Annotated in this window: 19 protein-coding genes and 1 tRNA gene; 11 read left to right on the forward strand and 9 right to left on the reverse strand. The window is 68.4% G+C overall.

The annotated features are described in order from the left end of the window. Window positions 1-2 precede the first annotated feature (2 nt). The gene (locus ABFT43_RS14710) at window positions 3-947 is read right to left on the reverse strand and encodes an alpha/beta hydrolase (RefSeq protein WP_347961246.1); all 945 of its coding nucleotides are present in this window, start codon (window positions 945-947) and stop codon (window positions 3-5) included. Window positions 948-1,194: 247 nt separating this feature from the next. Here ABFT43_RS14710 and ABFT43_RS14715 point away from each other — a divergent pair, with 247 nt between their 5' ends. Next, entirely contained in the window at window positions 1,195-1,683 is a 489-nt protein-coding gene (locus ABFT43_RS14715; protein ID WP_347961093.1) for an acyl-CoA thioesterase, read from the forward strand. On the opposite strand, the gene ABFT43_RS14720 is transcribed toward ABFT43_RS14715, so the two are convergent. Next, a complete protein-coding gene (locus tag ABFT43_RS14720) occupies window positions 1,657-2,889 on the reverse strand; it encodes a hypothetical protein (RefSeq protein ID WP_347961094.1) in 1,233 nt (410 codons plus the stop codon). The genes ABFT43_RS14715 and ABFT43_RS14720 overlap by 27 nt on opposite strands. Before the next feature lie 146 nt (window positions 2,890-3,035). Here ABFT43_RS14720 and ABFT43_RS14725 point away from each other — a divergent pair, with 146 nt between their 5' ends. From ABFT43_RS14725 to ABFT43_RS14740, 4 genes are all read left to right on the forward strand, one after another. Then, entirely contained in the window at window positions 3,036-4,091 is a 1,056-nt protein-coding gene (locus ABFT43_RS14725; RefSeq protein ID WP_347961095.1) for a magnesium transporter CorA family protein, read from the forward strand. Between the two features lie 7 nt (window positions 4,092-4,098). Continuing rightward, window positions 4,099-5,028 (forward strand): ABC transporter ATP-binding protein, encoded by a 930-nt coding sequence (locus tag ABFT43_RS14730; protein ID WP_347961096.1) that lies wholly within the window; start codon window positions 4,099-4,101, stop codon window positions 5,026-5,028. Next, a complete protein-coding gene (locus tag ABFT43_RS14735; RefSeq protein ID WP_347961097.1) occupies window positions 5,025-5,828 on the forward strand; it encodes an ABC transporter permease subunit in 804 nt (267 codons plus the stop codon). The genes ABFT43_RS14730 and ABFT43_RS14735 overlap by 4 nt, the downstream gene beginning before the upstream one ends. Window positions 5,829-5,967: 139 nt before the next feature. Beyond that, complete coding sequence (locus ABFT43_RS14740; RefSeq protein WP_347961098.1) at window positions 5,968-6,105, forward strand: hypothetical protein; 138 nt, start codon at window positions 5,968-5,970, stop codon at window positions 6,103-6,105. Between the two features lie 4 nt (window positions 6,106-6,109). Here the strand turns inward: ABFT43_RS14740 and ABFT43_RS14745 are convergent, their stop codons facing one another. Beyond that, complete coding sequence (locus ABFT43_RS14745; RefSeq protein WP_347961099.1) at window positions 6,110-6,784, reverse strand: winged helix-turn-helix transcriptional regulator; 675 nt, start codon at window positions 6,782-6,784, stop codon at window positions 6,110-6,112. A 176-nt stretch (window positions 6,785-6,960) separates the two neighbouring features. Between ABFT43_RS14745 and ABFT43_RS14750 the strand changes: the two genes are divergently transcribed. Then, window positions 6,961-7,782, forward strand: a complete 822-nt coding sequence (locus ABFT43_RS14750; protein ID WP_347961100.1) for a class I SAM-dependent methyltransferase — start codon at window positions 6,961-6,963, stop codon at window positions 7,780-7,782. Window positions 7,783-7,909: 127 nt separating this feature from the next. On the opposite strand, the gene ABFT43_RS14755 is transcribed toward ABFT43_RS14750, so the two are convergent. Both ABFT43_RS14755 and ABFT43_RS14760 read right to left on the reverse strand, forming a co-directional pair. Then, entirely contained in the window at window positions 7,910-9,142 is a 1,233-nt protein-coding gene (locus tag ABFT43_RS14755; RefSeq protein ID WP_347961101.1) for a multidrug effflux MFS transporter, read from the reverse strand. Window positions 9,143-9,275: 133 nt separating this feature from the next. After that, on the reverse strand, window positions 9,276-10,154 hold the full coding sequence (locus ABFT43_RS14760) for an exodeoxyribonuclease III (RefSeq protein WP_347961102.1): 879 nt from the start codon (window positions 10,152-10,154) through the stop codon (window positions 9,276-9,278). A gap of 200 nt (window positions 10,155-10,354) precedes the next feature. Between ABFT43_RS14760 and ABFT43_RS14765 the strand changes: the two genes are divergently transcribed. Next, window positions 10,355-10,726: a hypothetical protein gene (locus ABFT43_RS14765; protein ID WP_347961103.1), complete on the forward strand. Its 372-nt coding sequence runs from the start codon at window positions 10,355-10,357 to the stop codon at window positions 10,724-10,726. A gap of 6 nt (window positions 10,727-10,732) precedes the next feature. On the opposite strand, the gene ABFT43_RS14770 is transcribed toward ABFT43_RS14765, so the two are convergent. The 3 genes from ABFT43_RS14770 to ABFT43_RS14780 all read right to left on the reverse strand — a co-directional run bounded on the left by ABFT43_RS14770 (window position 10,733) and on the right by ABFT43_RS14780 (window position 13,593). Next, on the reverse strand, window positions 10,733-11,509 hold the full coding sequence (locus ABFT43_RS14770) for an SGNH/GDSL hydrolase family protein (protein ID WP_347961104.1): 777 nt from the start codon (window positions 11,507-11,509) through the stop codon (window positions 10,733-10,735). A gap of 360 nt (window positions 11,510-11,869) precedes the next feature. After that, the gene (locus ABFT43_RS14775) at window positions 11,870-13,300 is read right to left on the reverse strand and encodes a wax ester/triacylglycerol synthase domain-containing protein (protein ID WP_347961105.1); all 1,431 of its coding nucleotides are present in this window, start codon (window positions 13,298-13,300) and stop codon (window positions 11,870-11,872) included. A 208-nt stretch (window positions 13,301-13,508) separates the two neighbouring features. Then, window positions 13,509-13,593 (reverse strand) — tRNA-Ser (locus ABFT43_RS14780). A gap of 429 nt (window positions 13,594-14,022) precedes the next feature. Here ABFT43_RS14780 and ABFT43_RS14785 point away from each other — a divergent pair. From ABFT43_RS14785 to ABFT43_RS14800, 4 genes are all read left to right on the forward strand, one after another. Further along, a complete protein-coding gene (locus ABFT43_RS14785) occupies window positions 14,023-14,808 on the forward strand; it encodes an SDR family oxidoreductase (protein WP_347961106.1) in 786 nt (261 codons plus the stop codon). Window position 14,809: 1 nt separating this feature from the next. Next, window positions 14,810-16,285 carry a flavin-containing monooxygenase gene (locus ABFT43_RS14790; protein ID WP_347961107.1) on the forward strand — a complete coding sequence of 492 codons (1,476 nt, stop codon included), beginning with the start codon at window positions 14,810-14,812 and terminating at the stop codon, window positions 16,283-16,285. Between the two features lie 60 nt (window positions 16,286-16,345). Then, on the forward strand, window positions 16,346-18,106 hold the full coding sequence (locus ABFT43_RS14795; protein WP_347961108.1) for a hydantoinase B/oxoprolinase family protein: 1,761 nt from the start codon (window positions 16,346-16,348) through the stop codon (window positions 18,104-18,106). A 67-nt stretch (window positions 18,107-18,173) separates the two neighbouring features. Then, a complete protein-coding gene (locus ABFT43_RS14800; RefSeq protein ID WP_347961109.1) occupies window positions 18,174-20,273 on the forward strand; it encodes a hydantoinase/oxoprolinase family protein in 2,100 nt (699 codons plus the stop codon). An 83-nt stretch (window positions 20,274-20,356) separates the two neighbouring features. On the opposite strand, the gene ABFT43_RS14805 is transcribed toward ABFT43_RS14800, so the two are convergent. After that, a complete protein-coding gene (locus ABFT43_RS14805; protein WP_347961110.1) occupies window positions 20,357-21,331 on the reverse strand; it encodes an AraC family transcriptional regulator in 975 nt (324 codons plus the stop codon). Between the last annotated feature and the right edge of the window lie 84 nt (window positions 21,332-21,415).

A 21,415-nucleotide genomic window follows, 5' to 3' on the forward strand; every position in this document is an offset into this window, starting at 1 on the left:
GGTCAGAGGCCCCGGGCGATCGTCGGCCACGCGACGGCGAGGTCCCGCTCCCAGTAGGCCCACGTGTGGGTGCCGATGAGCCGGAAGCCGTCGGTGTAGGGGATCCGGTTGGCCCGCAGTGTGAGCGCGAACTCGAGCGAGCACCGGTAGGCGCCGAGTTCCAGCGCCGACGACGACGCGGTCACCACGTCGCGCGAGCCCTCCTCGGGTTCGATCCGGCGCTGCAGGTCCAGCGGACCGATCGCCCCCGATCCCGCCGACAGGAAGATGTTCTTCCCGCGGAGCCTGTCCAGGTGCAGGCTCGGATCGTGGGCGCGCCACCCGGCCGAGCCGAACGGACCCCACATGTTGGTGGCGTCGCCGCCGTCACGGCCGACGGTGGTGCGGACGTAGGCCTCGTTGAGCGGGCCGGACACCGGCGGACACCCGCTCAGCGACGCGACCCCCGTGTACAGATGCGGGTTGCGCACGGTCAGCGCGAACGCCGCCTGCCCGCCCATCGACAGGCCGATGATCGCGTTGCGTCCGTTGCTCTTGAACCTCTCGTCGATCAACGGGGGGAGTTCCTTGGTGAGAAACGTCTCCCACATCGGCTTGCCGACCTTCGGGTCGCGCTTCTGCCAATCGGTGTAGAACGTGCCCGACGCACCGGCGGGCAACACCACGTTGACGTCCTTGTCGGCGAAGAACCGACCGGCATGCCCCTTGGTGATCCAGTCGCTGACGTCCTTGGTGTTTCCCGCGCCGTCGAGCAGATAGACCGTCGACCTCGGGTACCGCGGGCCGTTCGGCGACAGCACCGACACGCGGATGCGGTCACCCATCGCCGGTGAGTACACCCAGATGTCGGTGCGCTGCGGGCCCAGTTCGACGGACTTCGCGATTCGCGCCACCGGCTTCGACCTCGGAGCGGCCTCGGCCACCGCCGGTGCCAGCGCAGCGGTCATCAGCAGGGCGGCCAAGCCCGCGAACCAGCGTCTCGACTTCACGTTCGAACTCCCTCATCCGGTACCACCCCGACCGCACCGGAAGTCTTCGGTCACGATGCACATCGCCCGCGTCGACCTGCCGGTCACGAGCGGACATCTAGACTGTCAGACTACCTGTCGACCCGCGCGCCGGAAGGTCACGAAAGCGGCAGGACAGGTCTCGATATACACACGATTCCGGCATTCCGGAGAACGGAAGTCGACGATGCAGAACCCACCGGCCGCCCCCACCGAGAATGAACCCGGAGGACTCAGGGACGACGAGTACGCCTTCGTCGCCGAGGTCGGTGTCCGGTGGTCGGACATGGACGCCTTCGGGCACATCAACCACGCTCGGATGGTCACGCTCATGGAAGAGGCACGCATCGCCTGGCTGCTCAGCGCGGGCGAGGAGTACCAGCCGCTGATCACCAGCGCGATGATCGTCCACGTCGACATCCGCTACCGGGCCCAGCTTCGCCACGAGGATTCACCGTTGCGGATCGGTATGTGGATCAAGGGATTTCGGTCGGTGGACTTCACCATCGGCTACGAGATCCGCAGCGCGCACGCCGCACCGGACAGCCGGCCGGCGTGCGTGGCGAGCACGCAGATGGCCGTCGTCGACGTCGAGAAGAAGACACTGCGTCGTCTCAGTGCCGAGGAGAAGGCGTACCTGAAGGCCTGGTCACGACGGCTCGTAGCGGGCCGGTAGCTCCCGCGGAACCGCCGGCGAGATGCGAGCGATGTTGCCCTGCAGCACATCCCGGTAGATGCGCAGTTGCTCTTCGCCGCTGCGCACCTGTTCGGTGAGCCGCTTGGCATTGTCGACGGACATCTCGCGATCGCCGGACCGGGCGATCAGCGCGTCGATGCGGTCGTCGAGCGTCATCGCCCGGTTGTACTCGGCGAGAACCTGCAACTCGATGGCCGCCGACTCGACGACGTGCGCGACCTCGCCGAGCGCCTGGACGCGGTCGATGAGCTCGGTCCACACCGGTCGCAGGGCGGTCTCCCGCTTGTCGATCTGGGCGGCGAAGGTGCGGTCGAAGCCGCCGTTGCGCTTGGCGAGGTCGAGGTCGATGCGCACGGCGCGCAGGGCGATCACGTCGGCGGCGATCTCGGCGAGTTCGGCGTTCAGGTCGACCTGGGTGCGCTGCACCTCGAAGTGGTCCGACCGCCAGGCAGGGTTGTTCACGATGCGGTCGTAGTAGTGGCCCGCGATGAACAGCAGGGTCTCGTAGCCGTCGACGAAGTTGGCCGACTTCGGGGCGCCCGCCTGGGGGTCGCGCCCCGGGTTGAGCAACTGGTCGGCCCACTGCCCGGCCTGCGGGTTGCCGGATCGGGCGGCGACCTGCCCGACGACGCCCGCGATGCGGTCGATGGCGGCGGTCCCGGCCCGGCGGACGTAGGACGACGTGTTCACGTTCGGGGTCGGCGTGCACAGCAGGCCGGAGAAGAGCCGCTCGCGCTCGTCGATCTCGAGGTAGATGTTCTCCCGGCGTTCCCGGCGGATCGCGCGGGTGCTCGACGCCATCACACCCTTGGCGGTGACGATCTGCTTGCGTGCGTCCTCCCGGCGTCGTTGCAGGCCGTTGAGCCGGTTGCGCAGGACGGCGGCGACGACGCCGGGGACCATCGGGCTCGCGAGCTGGTGCTCGAGTTGCACGATCGCGCGCTGCAGGCGGCGAAGGTCACCGAAACCGTTCGGCAGCGTCGGCATCGGCCGGCCCGTCGAGATCCGGCGGACCACGGTCGCGCGGCCGCCGGGCGTGAGGTAACCGGCGGCGATGAGGATCGCCGCGGTGTCGGACAGCTCACGGCGGTCACCCGGGAGGGACGACCGGTCGCACCACTCACGGATCTCATCGCTCGTGCGCGCGGGCATCCGCCGATGTCCGCCTGCGCCGCTCTCGACCATCTCTCTGCCGCCTTACCTGGGAGAATCGGTGCCCACCCCGTCGTTTCGGAACACCGGAACCGATGCTACCCGCGGTACGGGACACGCTTCGTGACGTCGATCTCCACTTTCGTCCGCCCGTACCGCCCTGATGCCACGATGTGGGCATGACAGAGTCCGTCCCGGCCGCCACCGGAGCACATGGAATGGAGCGCGTGCACGGCCAGATCTGGCGCGACGGCCGGGCCGTCGAGGGCTTCGATCTCGACCGGCTCGCCACGTGCCCCGGCCAGTCCGACACCATCGCCTGGGCCGATCTCGAATGCCCGTCACGCGAGACGCTCGCCCGCGTCGCGGCCGACCTCGACCTCGACCCGTTCGCCGTCGAGGACAGCGTCGCGGCGTCGGAACGTGTGAAGAGCGTCGCGTACGCCCGCCACATGTTCTTCATGGTGTACGCGGTGACGGTGTGCGACCGGACCGACGCGCCGCACGTCGGACCGGGCTCGCCGCATGCGCGCGCACGAATGTTCGACCTGCACCGCATCTCGATCTTCGTCAAGGACAACGTGCTGGTCACGGTGCGGCTGTCGCCGTCCTTCGACATGGATGAGGTGGAACGCCGGTGGGCCGCCGGGAACGCGATGCAGTACGGCGTCGGCGCGCTCCTGCACGGGCTGCTCGACGTCGTCGCCGACGGCCACTTCGACGCCCTGCAACGACTCGACGACGAGATCGAGGACCTCGAGGGGCTGCTGTTCGACGAGAGTGTGTCCGGACGGGAACTGCAGCATCGCACCTACGACCTGCGTCGCGATCTCGTCATCCTCCGGCGGGTGGTCCTGCCGATGCGGGAGGTGATCGGGAGCATCCAGCGCCGCCGCTTCCAGAACCACGCGCCGCCCGAACTCGACCCGCACTTCTCCGACCTCTACGATCACGCGCTGCACGCGACCGAGTGGATCGAGTCGCTGCGGGACATGATCACCACGGTGTTCGAGACCAACCTGACCCTCGCCGACGCCCGGCTCAACACCGTGATGAAGAAGCTGACCGGGTGGGCCGCGATCATCGCGGTCCCGACGCTCATCACCGGCTTCTACGGTGAAAACGTGCCCTTTCCCGGCGCTTACGAGACCTCGGGCTTCATCACGAGCGTCGTCCTGATAGTCCTTGTGGTCGTCATCCTGTACTTCTCGTTCCGACGCCGCGATTGGTTGTGACCTCCACTTGAACTCACCTGCCATCACGATCGAGGGGCTGACCAAGCGCTTCGGCGCGGTCACCGCCGTCGATGATCTGTCCTTCACAGTGGCGCCCGGCCGCGTGACCGGGTTCCTCGGTCCCAACGGTTCCGGCAAGACCACGACGCTGCGCATGCTGCTCGGTCTCGTCGAGCCCACCGCCGGGCGCGCCCTCATCGGCGGACGCCGCTACCGGGAGATCCGCCGGCCTGCGCGCGAGGTCGGTGCGGCGCTCGAGGCGTCGAGTTTCCACCCCGGCCGCACCGGTCTGGGCCACCTGCGAGCGCTGGCCCCACAGGTGGGTGTCCCCTCCGCGAGGTGCACGGAGGTGCTGGACTTCGTCGGGCTCACCGAGGCCGCGAACCGGCGGGTCGGCGGGTACTCGATGGGCATGCGGCAACGCCTCGGGCTGGCGACGGCGCTGCTGGGCGATCCGGGCATCATCATCCTGGACGAACCGGCGAACGGCCTCGACCCGCAGGGCATCGTCTGGCTGCGCGGCCTGCTGCGGGCGCTGGCGCGCGAGGGACGGACCGTGCTGCTGTCGAGTCACGTCCTCGCCGAGGTGCGCGCCACCGTCGACGACGTGGTCGTGATCGGCAACGGACGCCTCGTCCGGGCGTCGACGCTGACCGAGTTCGAGGACCTCGCCGTGCACGCGGTCGCGGTGCGCACCCCGAACCCGGCGTCGTTCGTGGCACTCGCGCGCGAACGCGGCTGGCAGATCGAGGACGCGCCCGGTGGTTTCCGGGTGCACGGGACCGACACCGCCACCGTCGGCTCGGCCGCGTTCGCCCACGGCATCGAGCTGCACGAGCTGTCCGACGCGGGAGCCGACCTCGAGACGGTGTTCCTGCAATTGACCGGCGCGCCCGCACCGGCCGGCGTGTCGATGCAGACGGGAGCGATCCGATGAGGGCGGCACTGGTCGCGGAGTACCGCAAGTTCACCTCGACGCGGATGTGGTGGGTGCTGCTCATCGCGATGGTCGCCTACCTGGCATTCATCGGCGCGGTGCTGGCCTTCTCGATGACGGTCGAGGACGAGTCGATGACCGGCACGGTCCTGCTCTCGGGCGGCGATCTGGCACGGTCGATCTACGCGCTGACCTCACCGATCGGTTACGTCTTCGCGCTCGTGATCGGCAGCCTGGCGGTGACCGGCGAGTTCCGGCACAAGACCATCACCGGGAGCCTGCTGGCGGAGCCGCGGCGCGGGATCCTGCTGGGTGCCAAGCTGCTCGCCGGGATCCCGATCGGCGCGCTCTACGGCATCCTCGGCACGCTGGCCGTGGTCGCCACGTCCGCACCGGTTCTCGCACTCGCCGGCGACGGCGCGTTCCTCGGCGACGCGGCGACCATCCGGGTCATCGTGCTGTCGATGGTGGTGATGGTCCTGTGGACGATGATGGGCGTGGCGTTCGGCGCCGTCGTCTCCAACCAGGGGGCCGCGATCGTGATCCTGCTGGCGTTCACCCAGCTCGTCGAACCCATCGCACGCATCGCGCTGGCCGCCTTCGACGCGACGTCGTCGGTGTCGAAGTTCCTGCCGGGCTCGGCGGCCGACGCACTGCTGGGCACGAGCTTCTACTCGAGTCTTGGCGAAGGTGCGTCGAATCTGTTGCCGCAGTGGGCCGGTGCGCTGGTGATGCTGGGCTACATCGCGGTGTTCGCGGTCGTCGGGCGGTACACGACGTTGCGGCGGGACATCGGGTAGCGGCTGTCCTGGGCGGGCGCTGGGTGTTGCGGTCGAATCACAACACCTGTCCCATCAGACCCATCTGCCACCCGACCCGATCGACGAGACCGTCAAGGGCATCATCGGCGAATTCGGCAGCTGGTCGTGCACCGGCCAGATGAGCAGCCGATTGTCGCAGCTCGGCATCCCGTACACCACCAACCCGAGACCGACCGGAACCCACAAGTGGGGCTATTGGAAGGACGAGCTGGCCATGTCGTGGCCGATCCTGATGCGGGCGATCGGGCTGAGGTGATCCGTCAGGCGGGCCGCGCGATCGCGGCGCTGAGCCCCTGACCGATCCACGACGGGATCTCACGGGCGATGTCGGCGGGTGCGTGGATCTCCACGCGGTTCTCGCTCAACGCGATCCGCCAGTCGATGTCGCCGCGCCAGATCTCGGTCAAGGTGCGCAGCTCGGTCATGACCGTCGCGTCGAGGTCGTAGCCGGGGTCGAAGTCGCAGACCTGCGCCTCGTCGCCGAAGACCACCAGCCACCACGACCGCGCCTTGCCGACGATGTCGGAGAACACGAACTGCACCATGGTGCGTCGGCGCGGCCAACGCTCGACAGGGATGGTGCGGCGCATGTCCCAGAGCAGCAGATGCGGGTCCAGGTCGGCGTCGCCGAGTTCGCCGACCCAGCGAATCCCCCACTCGCTCAGCGCGTCGACGACCGGTTCGAGCTCCTGGCCCATCGTCGTGAGGGTGTAGACCGACCGACCGCCGACCTCGGTGCGGTGGATCACCCCGGCGCGTTCGAGGCTGCGCAACCGTTTGGTGAGAAGCGCGGGCGACATCTTCGGCACGCCTCGTCGTAATTCGTTGAAATGACGGCTGCCCAGGAGCATTTCGCGCACGATCAGGATCGTCCACCGCTCGTCGAGCAGTTCCATCGCCTTCGCGACCGGACAGAACTGGCCATACGACGTCATCACTGCCTCCCTCACGTCGTCGGATCAAGTACACATCCGGTCCACGGCGATGACCAGTACAGAATCTGAACTGCAACCGGTACAGATGTTGGTCTGGAGGCCGGGGTCGTGGCCGGTGGACGCTCGAGTGGTCCGGACATGATGCAGATCGACATTCGAGCAGCAAGGACCTCACCATGACAACGATCCATCCCCCATCACTCGAGCCCACCGACATCGAGATCAAGGCCAAGCACCGCAAGCTCTGGGCGTCGGGTGACTATCCGGCCGTCGCCGACCTGATCGCCCCGCTGGGCCGGCGCCTCGTCCAAGCCCTCGATATCCGGTCCGGCGAGAAGGTCCTCGACGTCGCGGCCGGTGCCGGGAACGTCGCCGTTCCGGCCGCGCGGGCGGGTGCACATGTCGTGGCCGGCGACCTCACTCCCGAGTTGCTGAGGGTCGGCGAATCCCGTCATCCCGACCTCGGCATCACCTGGCGCACCGCCGACGCCGAGGACCTCCCGTTCGAAAACAACGACTTCGACGTCGCGACGTCGTGCGTCGGCGTGATGTTCGCTCCGCACCACCAGAAGTGCGCCGACGAACTCGTCCGCGTCGTGCACCCCGGTGGCCGGATCGGTCTGATCAACTGGACCCCAACGGGTTTCATCGGCGAACTGTTCGGTGTGATGAAGCCGTACGCGCCGCCGCCCCCGCCGGGTGCGCAGCCCGGCCCGCTGTGGGGCACCGAGGACCACGTGCGGTCGCTGTTCGGCGGCCGGGTGACCGACCACGAATTCACCACGGCGACGGTCGAGATCGCGTTCGCGACCGGCGCCGCGTTCCGGCAGTTCTTCAAGGCCCACTACGGTCCGACGATCGTCACGTTCCGCAACATCGCCGACGACCCGGCGCGGGTCGCCGAGCTCGACGCCGCCATCGACGCCCTGGCCGAGAAGTACATCACCGACGGCCGGATGGAGTGGGAGTACCTCCAGGCGGTCCTCACCGTCGCCTGAGCCCACCCGGAATCGCGGCTTCCGGCCAGACCTGACCTGACCTGCACCAAGTCGCGACTTGAACCGCAGAATCGCGGGTTGGAGGTCGCGATTCCGGCGCGAACCCGCGACTTTGCGGGGGCTCGGGTCACGCGTGGGCGAAGGCGGCCTCGGACTCGGGATCGCGGGCGACGACACGGCGGCCGATCGCGAAACAGATCGCGGTGAGGATCGACGAGACGATCATGATGACGGCCATCGGGACCGCGGTGTCGTCGCCGCCGAGACCGCCGAGCGGGGACACCGCACCACCGACGAGGAACATGATCCCGCCGAGGATCGCGCTGCCGGCACCCGCCGCGTCGTGCGTGTGCTCCATCGCGAGGGCCGCTGCGTTGCCGAAGATCAAGCCGATCGACGTGGCGACCACGAACAGCGGGATCACCAGCACTCCCGGCACCGACGACAGCGCCGCGGCCAGCACCCCGGCCGACGCCAGCATCAGCACCGGCAGGCTGACCTTGACGGTCGTCGCCGGGTGCACGTGCCGGCGCGAGAGCCGCGACGACACCATGCCACCGGCCAACAAGCCCAGCGCGTTGACCGCGAAGGCCAGGCCGTAGACCAGCTCCGACGTCCCGATGACGTTCTGATACACGAACGACGAACTCGAGATGTAGGCCATCAACACGCCGAACCCGAAGGCCTGCGTCAGCACGTACGCCATGAACGCGGGGCGCCGGAACCGGCCGAGCAGGTCCCCGAACCGAAGTCGCGGCGCACGACGTTCCGCCGGCAGCGTCTCCGGCACCGAGGTCACCGCACCGATCAGCTGCAGGACCGCGGCCGCCAGGATCACGGCGAGCACGCCGCGCCACGGAACGTGGCCCGCCAGGAGACCTCCCACGAGCGGCGCCAGTACGGGAGCGAGACTCTGAATGGTCATCATCAGGGACATCGAGCGCGCACCCGCGAATCCCCGGGCGCGATCGGCGATCACGGCCCGCGCGATGACCATGCCCGACGCCGCGGCCAGGGCCTGCACGAACCGGGCGCCGATGAGCACCTCGATGTTCGGCGCCGCGACCACCACGATGCCGGAGGCCACCGCACCCACCGAGCCGATGACCAGCGGTCGCCGCCGGCCGAACCGGTCGGAGACCGGCCCCCAGATGACCTGTCCGATACCCACACCGATCAGGAACGCGGTGAGCGTCAGCTGCACGTGCGTCGCATCGGTGTGCAGCGATTCCTGGACCTCGATGAAGGAGGGGAGGTACAGGTCGGTCGCGATCGGGGCGGTGGCCGACAGCAGTGCCAGGGTGAACAGGAGGCGCGCGCCCAGGCCTTCGTCGGGGGTCGTCGGTGCAGAGCTCGTCACCGGCGGGAGATTATCAGCTGCGCTAACTACCTGCGGGTTCCGGTTCCGTCAGCCGGACGAGCCGCCCCCGGCCAATCGCCACTGCCGGAGTCGCCTCTCCCGGAATGCCTCGCAACTCGGGAGGCGTGACGGTTCAGCCATCGATCCCGTCGTACCCGACGACGAGCGGCGCGTGATCTGACAGCCGCAGCTCGGGTGCGGGCTCCTTGTCGACCTCTACCCACCGCGCCCGGCGCGCCAGCCCCGGCGTCGCGAGCTGGTGGTCGATCCGCCATCCGACGTCCTTGACGAACGACTCCCCCGCCCAGCTCCACCACGTCAGCGGACCGGGACGGTCTCCGTGCAGCTCACGCACGACGTCGACGAGCCGACGGGGGCCGGTGATCCGGCCGAACCACTCTCGTTCCTCCGGGAGGAAGCCCTCCATCTTGCGGGCGGCCCGCCAGTTGGTGACGTCGTGTTCGAGGTGGGCGACGTTGAGGTCGCCGAGCAGCAGGAACTCGCGGCCGGCGCGTCGTGCGGCGAGGCGGTTGCGTTCCAGCTCGCGGGCGAATGCGGCCAGGAACCGTTGCTTGCGTGCGTATTTCGCGCCACCGTCCGGTTTCTCGCGCATCGATCCGGGTTTCTGCAGCTCGGCGGGCAAGCCGCCCTTGGGTAGGTAGAGATCGGCGACCGTCAGCGGCCGGTCGGCGAGATCCACCTCGACGTAACGTCCCTCGGCGGCAAAGGCGTTCAGGCCGCGCGCCTTCGGCGGGTGGGTCAGCCAGGTGCGCACCGCGGCCGGCGCGGTGCGGGTCAGGATCGCGACGCCGTTGCGGCCCGGGATGGTGCCGACGTCGACCGTCGCGGCGTACTCGCCGAACGTCCCGACATCGTCGGATCCGCAACGCAGTTCCTGCAGACCGATCACGTCCGCGTCGCGCGCGGCCAACCAGTCGTCGAAGCCGCGGCGTCGTGCGGCACGGATCCCGTTGACGTTGAACGACGCTACGGTGAACCCCGTGTCCGCCACTCCGACCTCTCCTACGTCACCGCCATGGACGGGCCCTCCGACCGCTCTCCACGCTATTCCACTCTTGTTCCGAACGGCCTGCTGGGGATCGGACTCGCAGGTACACACCCGACGACCATGAGCGGATCGGGGTCGTACCGAACAGGAGAGCCTCCGGAAAACCGGTCGCATCCTCGCCACTGTGTACCTACGGTGGGGTGATGCCGATACGGGTACCGCTGCTCACGGTCTTCATCACGCCGGAGGACGAGCGACGTGTCGCTGACCTGATGGCGCAGCGCTTTCCGGATCTTCCGGAGATCACGTTCGACGTCGCCGACGACGATCCCGCACTACGGGAACAGTGGCGGTACGAGCATCCCGGCGACGAGCCGTCACGGCGTCGTTGCCGACTCGTGGTCGCCGACACCACGACCACCACGGCTTCCCGATGCGCCGAGCGCATCCTGGACGTGATCTCCCCACACGCCCACGGTGAGGCGGCACGGCCGGCGCCGTTTCCGGCGACGCCCGACGCCATCCCGTGGACTGCGCATGTCACGTTGTGGGCGGGGCCTCCCGACCGTCGGTGACGTGCCCTACCGCGATTCGCGGACCAGGACCGGGGTCAGAGTCGGCCGCTTGGGTTCCCGGCCGTCGCCGAGGGACACCCCGCGGAACTTGCGGATGAGCCACGGCGTGAAGAACTCGACCGCCCAACGCGCGTCGCGGGCCAACGCGGCCACCGGGTGCGGGTCCGGGGCCGGCGGCAGCGGCTTGCCCCACTCCGGGTCGGCGTCGGGCAGGCCGAGGGCGTGGGCCGCGGCATCGGCGAATCGTTCGTGACCGAATGGCGAGGCGTGCAAGCGATCCGAGGACCACGACCGCGGATCGACGAGCACCGGCGCGGCGTGGAGGTCGACGAGGACGAAGTCGTAGGTCTCGGCGAACTGCCGGTTCATCTCGTTCAGCGCGAGCAGGCGGTGTTCCTTGCGGGCGGCGAACGGGATGGTGCGCGACACGTTCGGGAAGGTCGACACGATGACCGTCGCGCCGGTGTCGGCGAGTTGCCGGTAGATGGTGTGGAGGTCGGCGCGCACCTCGTCCAGGTCGGACCTGCCGATCACGTCGTTCATGCCGAGCGGTGCGGCGATGAGGTCGGGTTCGAGGGCCAGCGCCGGCTCGAGCTGTTCCCGGAGTACCTGCCGCGTCCGCTTCCCGCGGATGGCCAGGTTGGCGTAGTGCAGGTCCGGGTTGTACCGGGCCAGGCGCTCGGCGAATCGATCCGCCCACCCTCGGAATTCGTACTCCGGGTGCGGATCTCCCAGACCCTCCGTCTGACTGTCACCGATGGCCACGAAGCGCGAGTACTGCACGGCGAAGATGATAGGACCCCGGTCGCCGTGTCGCGGGTCACGGACTCGCCACCCGAGGAAGTCGTCGACGAGGCGAGGACCTTCTCCGGCCGCTCGACGAGCAACATGTGCCCGCTGTCGACCTCGGCGTACGTGCCGTCCGCAATCAGTCCGGCGAGCTCCTGCACCTCGTCCGGGGGCACGATCACATCCGATGTCCCCGCCACCACCGGCGTCGGCCCGGTGATGCGTCGGACGAGCGCACGGATGCGATCGACGTGCTCGACTCGACCTGACGCGAGGCCCACCGCCGGCAGGGTGTCGCGCCGTCTTCGACGCCCGCGCCGAGCGAGAAGCCCAGGAGATCGACGGGACCGTCCGTCAGGAGGCCACCTCGACCCCCGGCCCCGCCTCATGGACCCGTTCGACGAGTCGCACGAACTCGTCGCGCAGCGCCGCACGGTAGACCGCCGGATCGGGCATCACCTGGCGGTCGGAGGTGAAGCACACCGTCAACTCGTCGCCGAGCGACGTCACCGCGTGGGCCAGCCGGGCGTGGCGGTGGATCGGGGCGATCCCGAATCCGCCGATCACCGGCGAGTTCCCGAGGCGGAGCGTGGCGTCGCCGCGCGGCACGTTGGTGATCAGCGTGTTGGCCATCACGATCCCCTCGGCATCGGCCGCCCGGGAGCGCCTGCGCTCGAGCTTGAGCGCCGACTTCAGGTAGATCGACGGGGCGTGATCCAGGAGGGTCGTCGTGTTCACCGTCGCCGGATGCCGCACGCGTTCCTTCTCCGCCGACGCCGCCTGGTGCACCAGACGCAGGCGCGCCAACGGGTCGCCCTCGTCGGTGTGCATGTCCACGATCATGGCCCCGATCCGGTTCGCCGAGCGGGTTCCCGCACGGTCACGGAACGCCCACGGAACATGCGCTGCCAGCGACGATCCCGGCCGCTCACCGCAGTCGACGAGATACCTGTGCAACGCGCCTCCCACGATCGTGACGAGCACGTCGTTGACCGTCGTCCCGGTGCCGCGGGCGACGCGCCGCACGTCGGACAACCGCAGATCCACCACGTCGACGACCCGATCCCCCGGTCCGCCGACATTGAACCTGGTCCTCGGCCGATCCGACGACGGCATCGACATCTCGCCGGACTCGACCATCCGGGCGATCTCTTTCCGCGCGGCCACCGCGCGCGACATGGCGCCGACCAGCCGCCGCGTCTGACTGGTCGTCCGCAGTGCGCCGACGACGGCGCCGTGGCGCGCCCGGTTGGGACCGCCGGTGGCCGGCCGGGCGTCCGGGTCGTCGAACAGCGCACGCGTGACCTGGACGGCGCCGAGCCCGTCGGCGGCCGCGTGGTGATAGCGGGTCAGGGCGATCGTGGCGTCCTCCGGCACGCCGTCGACGCCCCGGACCCGCGTGAAGAACCGGATCTCCCACGGTGGACGGGCGAGGTCGACGGGCTGTGTCGCATGGTGATCCAGCAGCGCCATCAGGGCACGACGGTCGGTGTCACCGACCTCGTGGACCTCGACGTGGTCGGCGGCCTCGACATCCTCGGCCGCCGTCCAGAACGGATAGTCCAGATCCCATCGGACCCGATGCAACCGGCGTCGCAGGATCGGGGCACGGTCCAGGCGCGCGTTCGCCCAGCCCACCAGCTCGTCGCGGGTGCGGAGCGGGTGCGGGTCACCGGCGGTGTCGAAGACGTACACGCCGCACATGACCATCGAGGAGTCGTCGGCGAACACCTCGTCGCGGTAGAGAAACCATGCGTCGCGCGCGGCCAGTTGTATGTCGCCCATCTGGAGTCGTGTCCCATTCTTTCGCCGGACCCGACCCGGCAGGAATGGTGCCACAAGATACGGACTATTCCGACAATTGGGGTGTCAAAGATCGTGACCACTTCACGGCTCCTCGCGTGCTGCGGGAACTGCTGACGACGACATGGATCCGGTCCCGCACGAGGAAAAGACAAGACCCCTCACCTTCGAGCAGGTGAGGGGTCTTTCGCGGAAGCGGAGGGATTTGAACCCCCGGTGGTTTTACCCACGCTCGCTTTCAAGGCGAGTGCATTCGGCCGCTCTGCCACGCTTCCCTGACCAGCAAGGGTACGTCAGGGTCTCGCGTGACCCACACATGGCCCGGACGGGACCGGCTGCTCCGTTCGACACGTGCCGCCGCGTGCCCGGGGCCTCCCATACGGTCGGCAACGACCATCCCCGCAGGCTCCTGCCCGTCACCCGAACCGACTGATCCGGCTCCCGTGCGGCCGGCATCCGCGTCACCCGGCCGCGTCCGATGCACCCTCGCCGCGTGCCCGGATCACCCGACGTCCACACACCCACGACGGTGAGCTGCAGAAACGCCCTCGACCCGATCGTCACCAGCCGATTAGCGAGGCGTTGCCCGATCATCACGCGCTTCGTGGACACAATCCGCGCTTTCTGCATTTCGCGTCGTCGGCGCGCGCAATAGCGTTCCCCGCACCGAAGTCAACGTTACGTTCATCACACCCGGAGGACGCATGCCCGATCTGACCGGAAGAACCGCCGTCGTGACCGGTGGCTCCACTCTCCTGGGCCACGGAGTCGTGGCCGAACTCGCAGCCGCCGGTGCCAACGTGGTCGTCGCCGACATCGACGTCGAGGGTGGCGAGAAGGCCGCCGCCCAGGCCGCCAACATCGGCTTCGTACGGACCGACATCACCGACGACGCCTCGCTCGCGAACCTCGTGGAGAAGGCCGCCGCCGAGCACGGCGGGATCGACATCGTGGTGAATCTCGCCGCCGTCTACCTCGACAACGGCTTCGAGACGACCCGCGAGGAGTGGCTCACCGCCCTGAACGTGAACGTGGTCTCGATGGTCGAGACCGTCCGCCACGCGTTCGAGCACCTCAAGCGCAGCCCGCACGCGGCGGTCGTCAACTTCTCCAGTGTCTCGGGCAAGGTCGCCCAGACCGGACGCTGGACGTACCCGGCGAGCAAGGCGGCCGTCGCCCAGCTCACCCGGTCCATGGCAATGGACCTCGCACCGTACGGAATCCGCGTCAACAGCATCAATCCCGGATGGACGTGGTCGAAGGTCATGGACGAGCTGTCCAAGGGCGACCGCGCCAAGACCGACCGCGTCGCCGCCCCGTTCCATCTCACCCGACGGGTGGGCGACCCGGCCGAGATCGGCAAGGTCGTCGCCTTCCTCGCATCCGACGATGCCTCGGTCGTCACCGGCGCCGACTGGGCAGCCGACGGTGGCTACTCGGCCATGGGCCCGGAGTCATACGTCCCCGCAATTCCCCAGCTGATGGAGTGACATGAAGATCGCAATCATCGGGGCCGGCTTCGCCGGCCTGGCCAGCGCCAAGGTGCTCGGTTCCCTCGGGCACGACATCACCGTGTTCGACAAGACCCCCGACGTGGGCGGCGTGTGGAGCGCCACCCGCCGCTACCCGGGGCTGACCACCCAGAACAACAAGCAGACCTATCACCTGTCCGAGCTCAAGATGCCCCGGCACTATCCGCAATGGCTTGCGAGCGAACAGGTTCAGGAATACCTGCAGACCTACGTCGACAAGTTCGACCTGGCGGGCCACCTGCGTCTCGGCACCGAGGTCACCAAGGTCACGCCGACCGGGAACGAGGACGGCTGGCTCATCACCGCGAACGGAGAGACCGAACGCTTCGACCACGTCGTCGTCGCCAACGGCATCTTCTCCAAGCCCGTCATCCCCGAGTACGAAGGCGTCGCCGAACTCGAGGCCGCCGGCGGTCGACTCATCAGCACGGGCGATCTGCACTCGCTCGACGAGGTGGCCGGCCGGCACGTGCTCATGGTGGGCTACGGCAAGTCGTCGTGCGACGTCGCCGCGGTGGTGGCGCCGGTCGCGGCGTCGACCGACGTCATCGCCCGCGACCTGCTGTGGAAGGTTCCCCGCAAGGTGCTGGGCGTCCTCAACTACAAATACCTGCTCCTGACCCGCTTCGGCGAGGGCCTGTTCCCCTACCAGGAGCTGCGCGGTTTCGAGAAGGTGTTGCACGCCAAGGATTCCCGCATCGCCAACGTCCTCACCGAGCAGGTCGGTTCGATCGTCACCAGGCAACTCAAGCTAGAACAGCTCGGCCTGGTCCCGGACAAGCCGTTCCACACCATCGCCAAGGCGTCGGTCAGCCTCGCCACCGAGGGCTTCTACGAGGCCGTCCTCGACGGCACGATCAAGGTCCATCGCCAGCGCACCATCACCCGCTTCCTGGAGAAGGACTCCAAGCCGTATGCAGAGCTGTCCGACGGCACCCTGCTGCGCGCCGACGTCGTCGTCTGCGGCACCGGTTTCCGCCAGGAGGTGCCATTCTTCGACGACGACATCCAGCGCCGCCTCACCGACGCGGACGGCAACTTCCTGCTGTACCGCCACATCCTGCCGCTCGATGTCCCGAACCTGACGTTCGCCGGCTACAACTCGTCGTTCTTCTCCCCGCTGTCGGCCGAGATGGCCGCGGTGTGGATCGGATCGTATCTCGCAGGTGCACACCAGCTCCCGCCGGTCGACGAGATGCGGAGGTTCGTCACCGAGCGGATCGCCTGGATGGAAGCCCGCACCGACGGGCACCACGCCCGCGGCACCAACGTGGTGCCGTTCTCGATGCACAACATCGACGAGGTGCTCGACGAGGCCGGACTCAACGTCAGCCGGTTCACCAAGGCGATGCAGTGGCTCCTGCCCGTGCGGCCGTCGTCGTACCGCCGGGTCGGCCGCAAGCTCGCGAAACGCGTCGCGGCCGTGCAGAACTGACGCTCCATCGTTCCTCAGCCCCACCGGCGGCAGATGTCGCCGGTCACGACAGGAGACACCATGGTTTCGAACACCGACACCACCCACGAGGTGGACCCGATCACCGCATCCGTGCTGCAGCGCCGTGTGGACTCGATCGCCAAGGAGATGGCGACGATGCTCATGCGGTCGTCGCGATCGCCGATCTTCAACGAGATCGGCGACCTCGTGACGGTCATCTTCGATCGCGAGGGAAACACCCTCGCGCAGGCCGAGTTCGCGGCGATCATCGCCTTCGGCGCACATCCCTCGCTGGAGTACATCATCGAGTACTTCGGTGACGACGTGCACGAAGGTGACGTCATCATCCACAACGACGTCTACCACGGCGGAAACCAGAACGCCGACACCGGCATCTACATGCCGGTCTTCGCCGACGGCCGGCTCATCGGATGGACCGCGGCCAAGGGGCATCTCGCCGACATCGGCGGCATGACCGCGGGCGGGTACAACCCCAACGCCCGCGACATCTGGCAGGAGGCACTGCGCATCCCGCCGCTCAAGGTCGTCGACCGCGGCGTGCTCCGCAAGGACGTGTGGGACCTGTTGTCCGCCAACATCCGATTCGGTTTCGTGATGGAGGACATCCGCGCGATGATCGGCTGCTGCACGGTCGGCAGCCGGCGCCTGGTCGAGGTGATGAAGCGCTACGGCCTCGAGGACTACGAATCCCATTGGGCCTACATCCTCGACAGCTCCCGCAAGCAGGTGGAGGCGGAGGTCGGCCGCTGGCCCGACGGGCACTACCACGGCGAGTCCTTCATGACCTCGGACGGCTTCGACACCACGAAGAAGTACAAGATCGCCGTCGACATCGAGATCGCCGGGGAGAAGATCGTGTTCGACTTCTCCGGAAGCGACGACCAGGCCCCCGGCATCACCAACATGCCCGCCGCCGCGGCGAAGGGCGCCGTGCGCATCGCGTTCCTCATGCTCATGGCCGCCGGCGGTATCCGGATCCCCACCAACCAGGGCCTGTTCGAGCCGATCGTGACGCAGTTCCGCAAGGGATCGATCATCGACCCGGAGTTCCCGGCGGCCACCATCTACGGCAACCAACTCTCCGACGAGGTCGTCGAGGCGATCATGCTCGCCCTGGCCGACGCCCTGCCCGACCGCGTCTGCGCCGGCTGGAACAAGTACATGTGCACCGCCACCAACGGCGTCGACCCACGCACGGGCGAACCATTCGGCACGTTCACCGTGTTCCAGCGCACCGGACCGGGTGCGGTCGCGGGCCAGGATGGCTGGGACGCACTGGGATTCACCGGAACCGCGGGCCAGATGCGCGCCCCCGACCCGGAGATGTTCGAGCTGACCACCCCGCACTTCCTGGAGTACCACGAGTACCTGCCGGATTCGGCCGGTGCCGGTGAGTTCCGCGGCGGCCTCGGCACCCGCTCGGCGTGGCGGACCTACGGCGAGGGCCAGATCGGCGTCACCCTCGCCGACAACATGAAGGCCGAGGGCGCCTACCCGGCACGAGGTCTGTTCGGTGGTCACGATTCCGGGCTGAACGAGCTGGTCATCGAGTACCCGGACGGCACCGTGAAGAACTGGGGCTCGAAAGAGATCGTCGACCTGGTCCCCGGCACCCGCATCGTCTCCAACGCCGGTGGCGGCGCGGGCTACGGCGACCCGAAGAAGCGCCCGGTCGAGAAGGTCCTCGCCGAGGTGACCGCGGGCCTGCTGTCGGCCGAACGCGCCCGCGAGGACTACGGCGTCGCCATCACCGCCGACGGCGCCGTCGACGAAGCCCTGACCGCATCCCTGCGCGCCTGACGCGCCAATCCCTCAGTCCATCCCGCACGACCGACCAGCGTCGTGCCCACTCCCGAGGCAGGAAACCGTGAGCATCAAGATCGGAATCGACGTCGGCGGCACCTTCACCGACTTCCTGGTCGTCTATCCCGACGGCCGTCGCCGTATCCACAAGACCAGTTCGGTCCCGTCCGACCCGCCGCAGGCCGTTCTCAACGGCCTGACCGAACTCGCCGAGATCGAGCAGCAGTCCCTCACCGAGTTCGTGGGGCGCATCGACCTGATCGTGCACGGCACCACCGTCACCACCAATGCGCTGCTCACCCGGCGCGGACCCAGGACCGCGATGCTGGTGACCGAGGGGTTCCGCGACGTGCTGCCCATGCGGCACGGCACCCGTGAGGAGCCCTACGACAACCGGCTCGCCCAGCCCGAGCCGATCACCCCTCGTGCGCTGCGCCTCCCCATCACCGGCCGCATCGACCACCAGGGCAAGGAGGTCACCCCGCTGGCCGAAGCCGATGTCCGCACCGCCGCGACCACGCTGCGCGACGCCGGCGTCGAGTCGATCGCGGTGTCGTTCATGCACTCACACGCCAACCCGGAGCACGAACGCCGGGCCGCGGAGATCCTCCGCGAGGAGCTCGGGGACATCTACATCACCGAGTCTGCCGAGCTGCTCGGCATGGCCCGGTACTACGAGCGGTCGAGCGCGGCGGTCCTCAACTCCTACGCCGGCCCGATCATCAGCAGCTATCTGACCACCCTGACGCAGATCCTGGACTCGATCTCCTTCCGCGGCCTGCTGCTGATGATGCAGTCCAACGGTGGTGTCGCCACCCCGGCCGAGCTCGCGAAACGTGCTGCGCTGTCGCTGCTCTCGGGTCCGGCGTCCGGCCCCACCTCGGGCCTGCTCGTCGTCGGCGAGCACGGCTGGGAGGACTGCATAACCGTCGACATGGGCGGCACCAGCTTCGACGCCGCGGTCGTCAAGGGCGGCAAGCCGCTGATCATGACCGACGGCGAGATCGACCGCTGGTCGATCGCCCTGCCGGCCGTCGACATCCACACCATCGGCGCCGGCGGCGGTTCGATCGCCTCGGTCGACGAGGGCGGTCTGCTGAGCGTCGGACCCCAGAGTGCCGGTGCCGCACCGGGTCCCGCATGCTACGGGCGCGGCGGCACCAGGGCCACCACCACCGATGCCGACGTCGTGCTCGGCTACCTCGATCCGGACAGCTTCCTCAACGGCCAGATGACGCTGGACAAGGCCGCCGCCGAGGAGGCCATCCGTCGGGATGTGGCCGATCCGCTGGGCCTGTCGGTCCTCGAGGCCGCCGCCGGCATCTACGAGATGGTCAACGTGTCGATGGCGACCGGTGTCCGCGACATCACCGTCCGGCGCGGACTCGACCCACGCGACTTCCCGATCGTCGTCGCCGGCGGCGCCGGACCGGTGCACGCCGCCGCGATCGCGCACGAGCTCGAGATCCCCGTGCTCATCACCCCGCGCGACTCGTCGATCTTCTGCGCGGCCGGAATGCTGGTGTGCGACTTCAAGCACGACTACGTGCAGAGCGCCCACGACCGTCTCGACATGATCGATCCGGCGACGCTGGCGGCTATCTGGTCGCGGATGGCCGAGGAGGGACGCGCGACGCTCCACGGCGAGGGCGTCTCCGACGAGGCGATCTGCTTCGAGCCGTCGCTGGACCTACGCTACAAGGGGCAGTGGTACGAGCTCACCATCCCGGTCGACCCGGCCGGGGTCACGGCTGCCCCGGATCTGGCGACGATCGCCGAGAACTTCCACACCGAGCACGACACGCTGTTCGGCTACAACAGCCCGGACATGCCGATCGAGATCCTCAACGTGCGTCTGTCGGCGATCGGCCGCACCTCCGACGAGCGCATCAACCTGAGTTCCGAGGTGGCCGTCGACATGCCGGTCGGCGCCGGCCGTCGGGAGATCTACTCGCCGCAGCGCAAGGAGATGGTCGAGGTCGACGTCTACCGTGGCGCCGCGATGGGGCCGGGCACCACGGTGACCGGCCCGGCGATCATCGAGCTGGGCACCACGACCATCGTGGTGCTGGACCAGTACGACTGTGTCGTCGACAAGTCCGGATCGTTCGTGATGTACCTGCGCGACCGCGCCGACGAGGTCCTCGACCGGCTGAACCTCTGACACGCATTTCCGCCATCATCGACGAAGCCACCTCCGTCCGGGAGGTGGCTTCGTCGACGTGGCCGGGTGTGTGCGAGAGATACTCAGCGACCGAGGGTTTCAGACGGCAACTCGGAGTAGATGGTCCGGTACGCCTCGGCGAACCGGCCGACATGGAAGAAACCCCAACGGGTGGCGATCGCGGTCACCGACGTCTCGGCGGGCGACGACGCGAGCAGATCCTGCCGGGCGCGATCGAGGCGCGTGCGCCGAAGCCGTTGCAACGGCGTGGTGTTCAGTTCCCGCGCGAACAGCTCCTGCAGCGACCGCGTGGACACCCCGACCTCGCGGGCGAGCTCGCTGACCTTCCACGGATGGTCCGGGCGGTCCTCGATCAGCTCGATCGCCGCGCGGACGGTGCGCGACACCGGCGCCGACGACGGGGTCACCTTGTGCGCGGTGTTCGGCTGGACCGACAGCAGCCCGGAGATCAGCGTCTGCTCGAAGTTCGAGGTCACCAACGGTGAGGACAGCATGCCGGCGGCCGGGCTCGACAGCGCGTCGACGGCGAACTTCACCAGCCGCACCCATGTTTGGACGGCCGGCGCGGTGACGTCGAAACGCGGCTCGAAGATGACCGGTCCGCGGTCGTTCTCCTCGCCCACCTCCACGCCGGCGGCCTCCTGGACGGCGTCCCGGCGGATGTAGACGACGAGCTTCTCGCAACCGTCCGACCAGATCATGTCGAGCGGTTTGGTCGGTGACGAGACGGTTCCGGTGCGGCGGTCGCTGACCACCGCGGAGTCCCCGACCCGGATATTGGCCTTACCCGAGGTCGGTATCTGCACGAGGTAGAAATCCTCCACACGTCCGGGGGTGATGTGCACCTCGGAGCCGTACCGCATGTAGTTCAGCGACACCGAGTCGCCGATCGGCGCGGAGTTGTGGACCAGGTCGAGCTTGCCGCCCCGGGTCAGACTGAGCCGGTGCGGACAGAAACGGGCGGCGACGGCCTCACGCGCCTGGGCGAGATCGGTCGTCGCACAGGCACGGTAACCGGAGAGGAGATCGCTTGGCATCGGTGGATCCTGTCGAGCTGTGATCTGAGTGCCCATCGTAGGCGGATCGGGCCGGTCGGGCCGGGGCACAGGGGAAACCCGACC

The sequence above is a fragment of the Gordonia aurantiaca genome (assembly GCF_039939235.1).
Taxonomy (GTDB): Bacteria; Actinomycetota; Actinomycetes; order Mycobacteriales; family Mycobacteriaceae; genus Gordonia.

Coding starts and splice junctions, on each gene's coding strand:
- ABFT43_RS14710 (WP_347961246.1), bottom strand. CDS start 947: ATGACCGCTGCGCTGGCACCGGCGGTGGCCGAGGCCGCTCCGAGGTCG.
- ABFT43_RS14715 (WP_347961093.1), top strand. CDS start 1,195: ATGCAGAACCCACCGGCCGCCCCCACCGAGAATGAACCCGGAGGACTC.
- ABFT43_RS14720 (WP_347961094.1), bottom strand. CDS start 2,889: ATGGTCGAGAGCGGCGCAGGCGGACATCGGCGGATGCCCGCGCGCACG.
- ABFT43_RS14725 (WP_347961095.1), top strand. CDS start 3,036: ATGACAGAGTCCGTCCCGGCCGCCACCGGAGCACATGGAATGGAGCGC.
- ABFT43_RS14735 (WP_347961097.1), top strand. CDS start 5,025: ATGAGGGCGGCACTGGTCGCGGAGTACCGCAAGTTCACCTCGACGCGG.
- ABFT43_RS14740 (WP_347961098.1), top strand. CDS start 5,968: ATGAGCAGCCGATTGTCGCAGCTCGGCATCCCGTACACCACCAACCCG.
- ABFT43_RS14745 (WP_347961099.1), bottom strand. CDS start 6,784: ATGACGTCGTATGGCCAGTTCTGTCCGGTCGCGAAGGCGATGGAACTG.
- ABFT43_RS14750 (WP_347961100.1), top strand. CDS start 6,961: ATGACAACGATCCATCCCCCATCACTCGAGCCCACCGACATCGAGATC.
- ABFT43_RS14765 (WP_347961103.1), top strand. CDS start 10,355: ATGCCGATACGGGTACCGCTGCTCACGGTCTTCATCACGCCGGAGGAC.
- ABFT43_RS14775 (WP_347961105.1), bottom strand. CDS start 13,300: ATGGGCGACATACAACTGGCCGCGCGCGACGCATGGTTTCTCTACCGC.
- ABFT43_RS14785 (WP_347961106.1), top strand. CDS start 14,023: ATGCCCGATCTGACCGGAAGAACCGCCGTCGTGACCGGTGGCTCCACT.
- ABFT43_RS14790 (WP_347961107.1), top strand. CDS start 14,810: ATGAAGATCGCAATCATCGGGGCCGGCTTCGCCGGCCTGGCCAGCGCC.
- ABFT43_RS14795 (WP_347961108.1), top strand. CDS start 16,346: ATGGTTTCGAACACCGACACCACCCACGAGGTGGACCCGATCACCGCA.
- ABFT43_RS14805 (WP_347961110.1), bottom strand. CDS start 21,331: ATGCCAAGCGATCTCCTCTCCGGTTACCGTGCCTGTGCGACGACCGAT.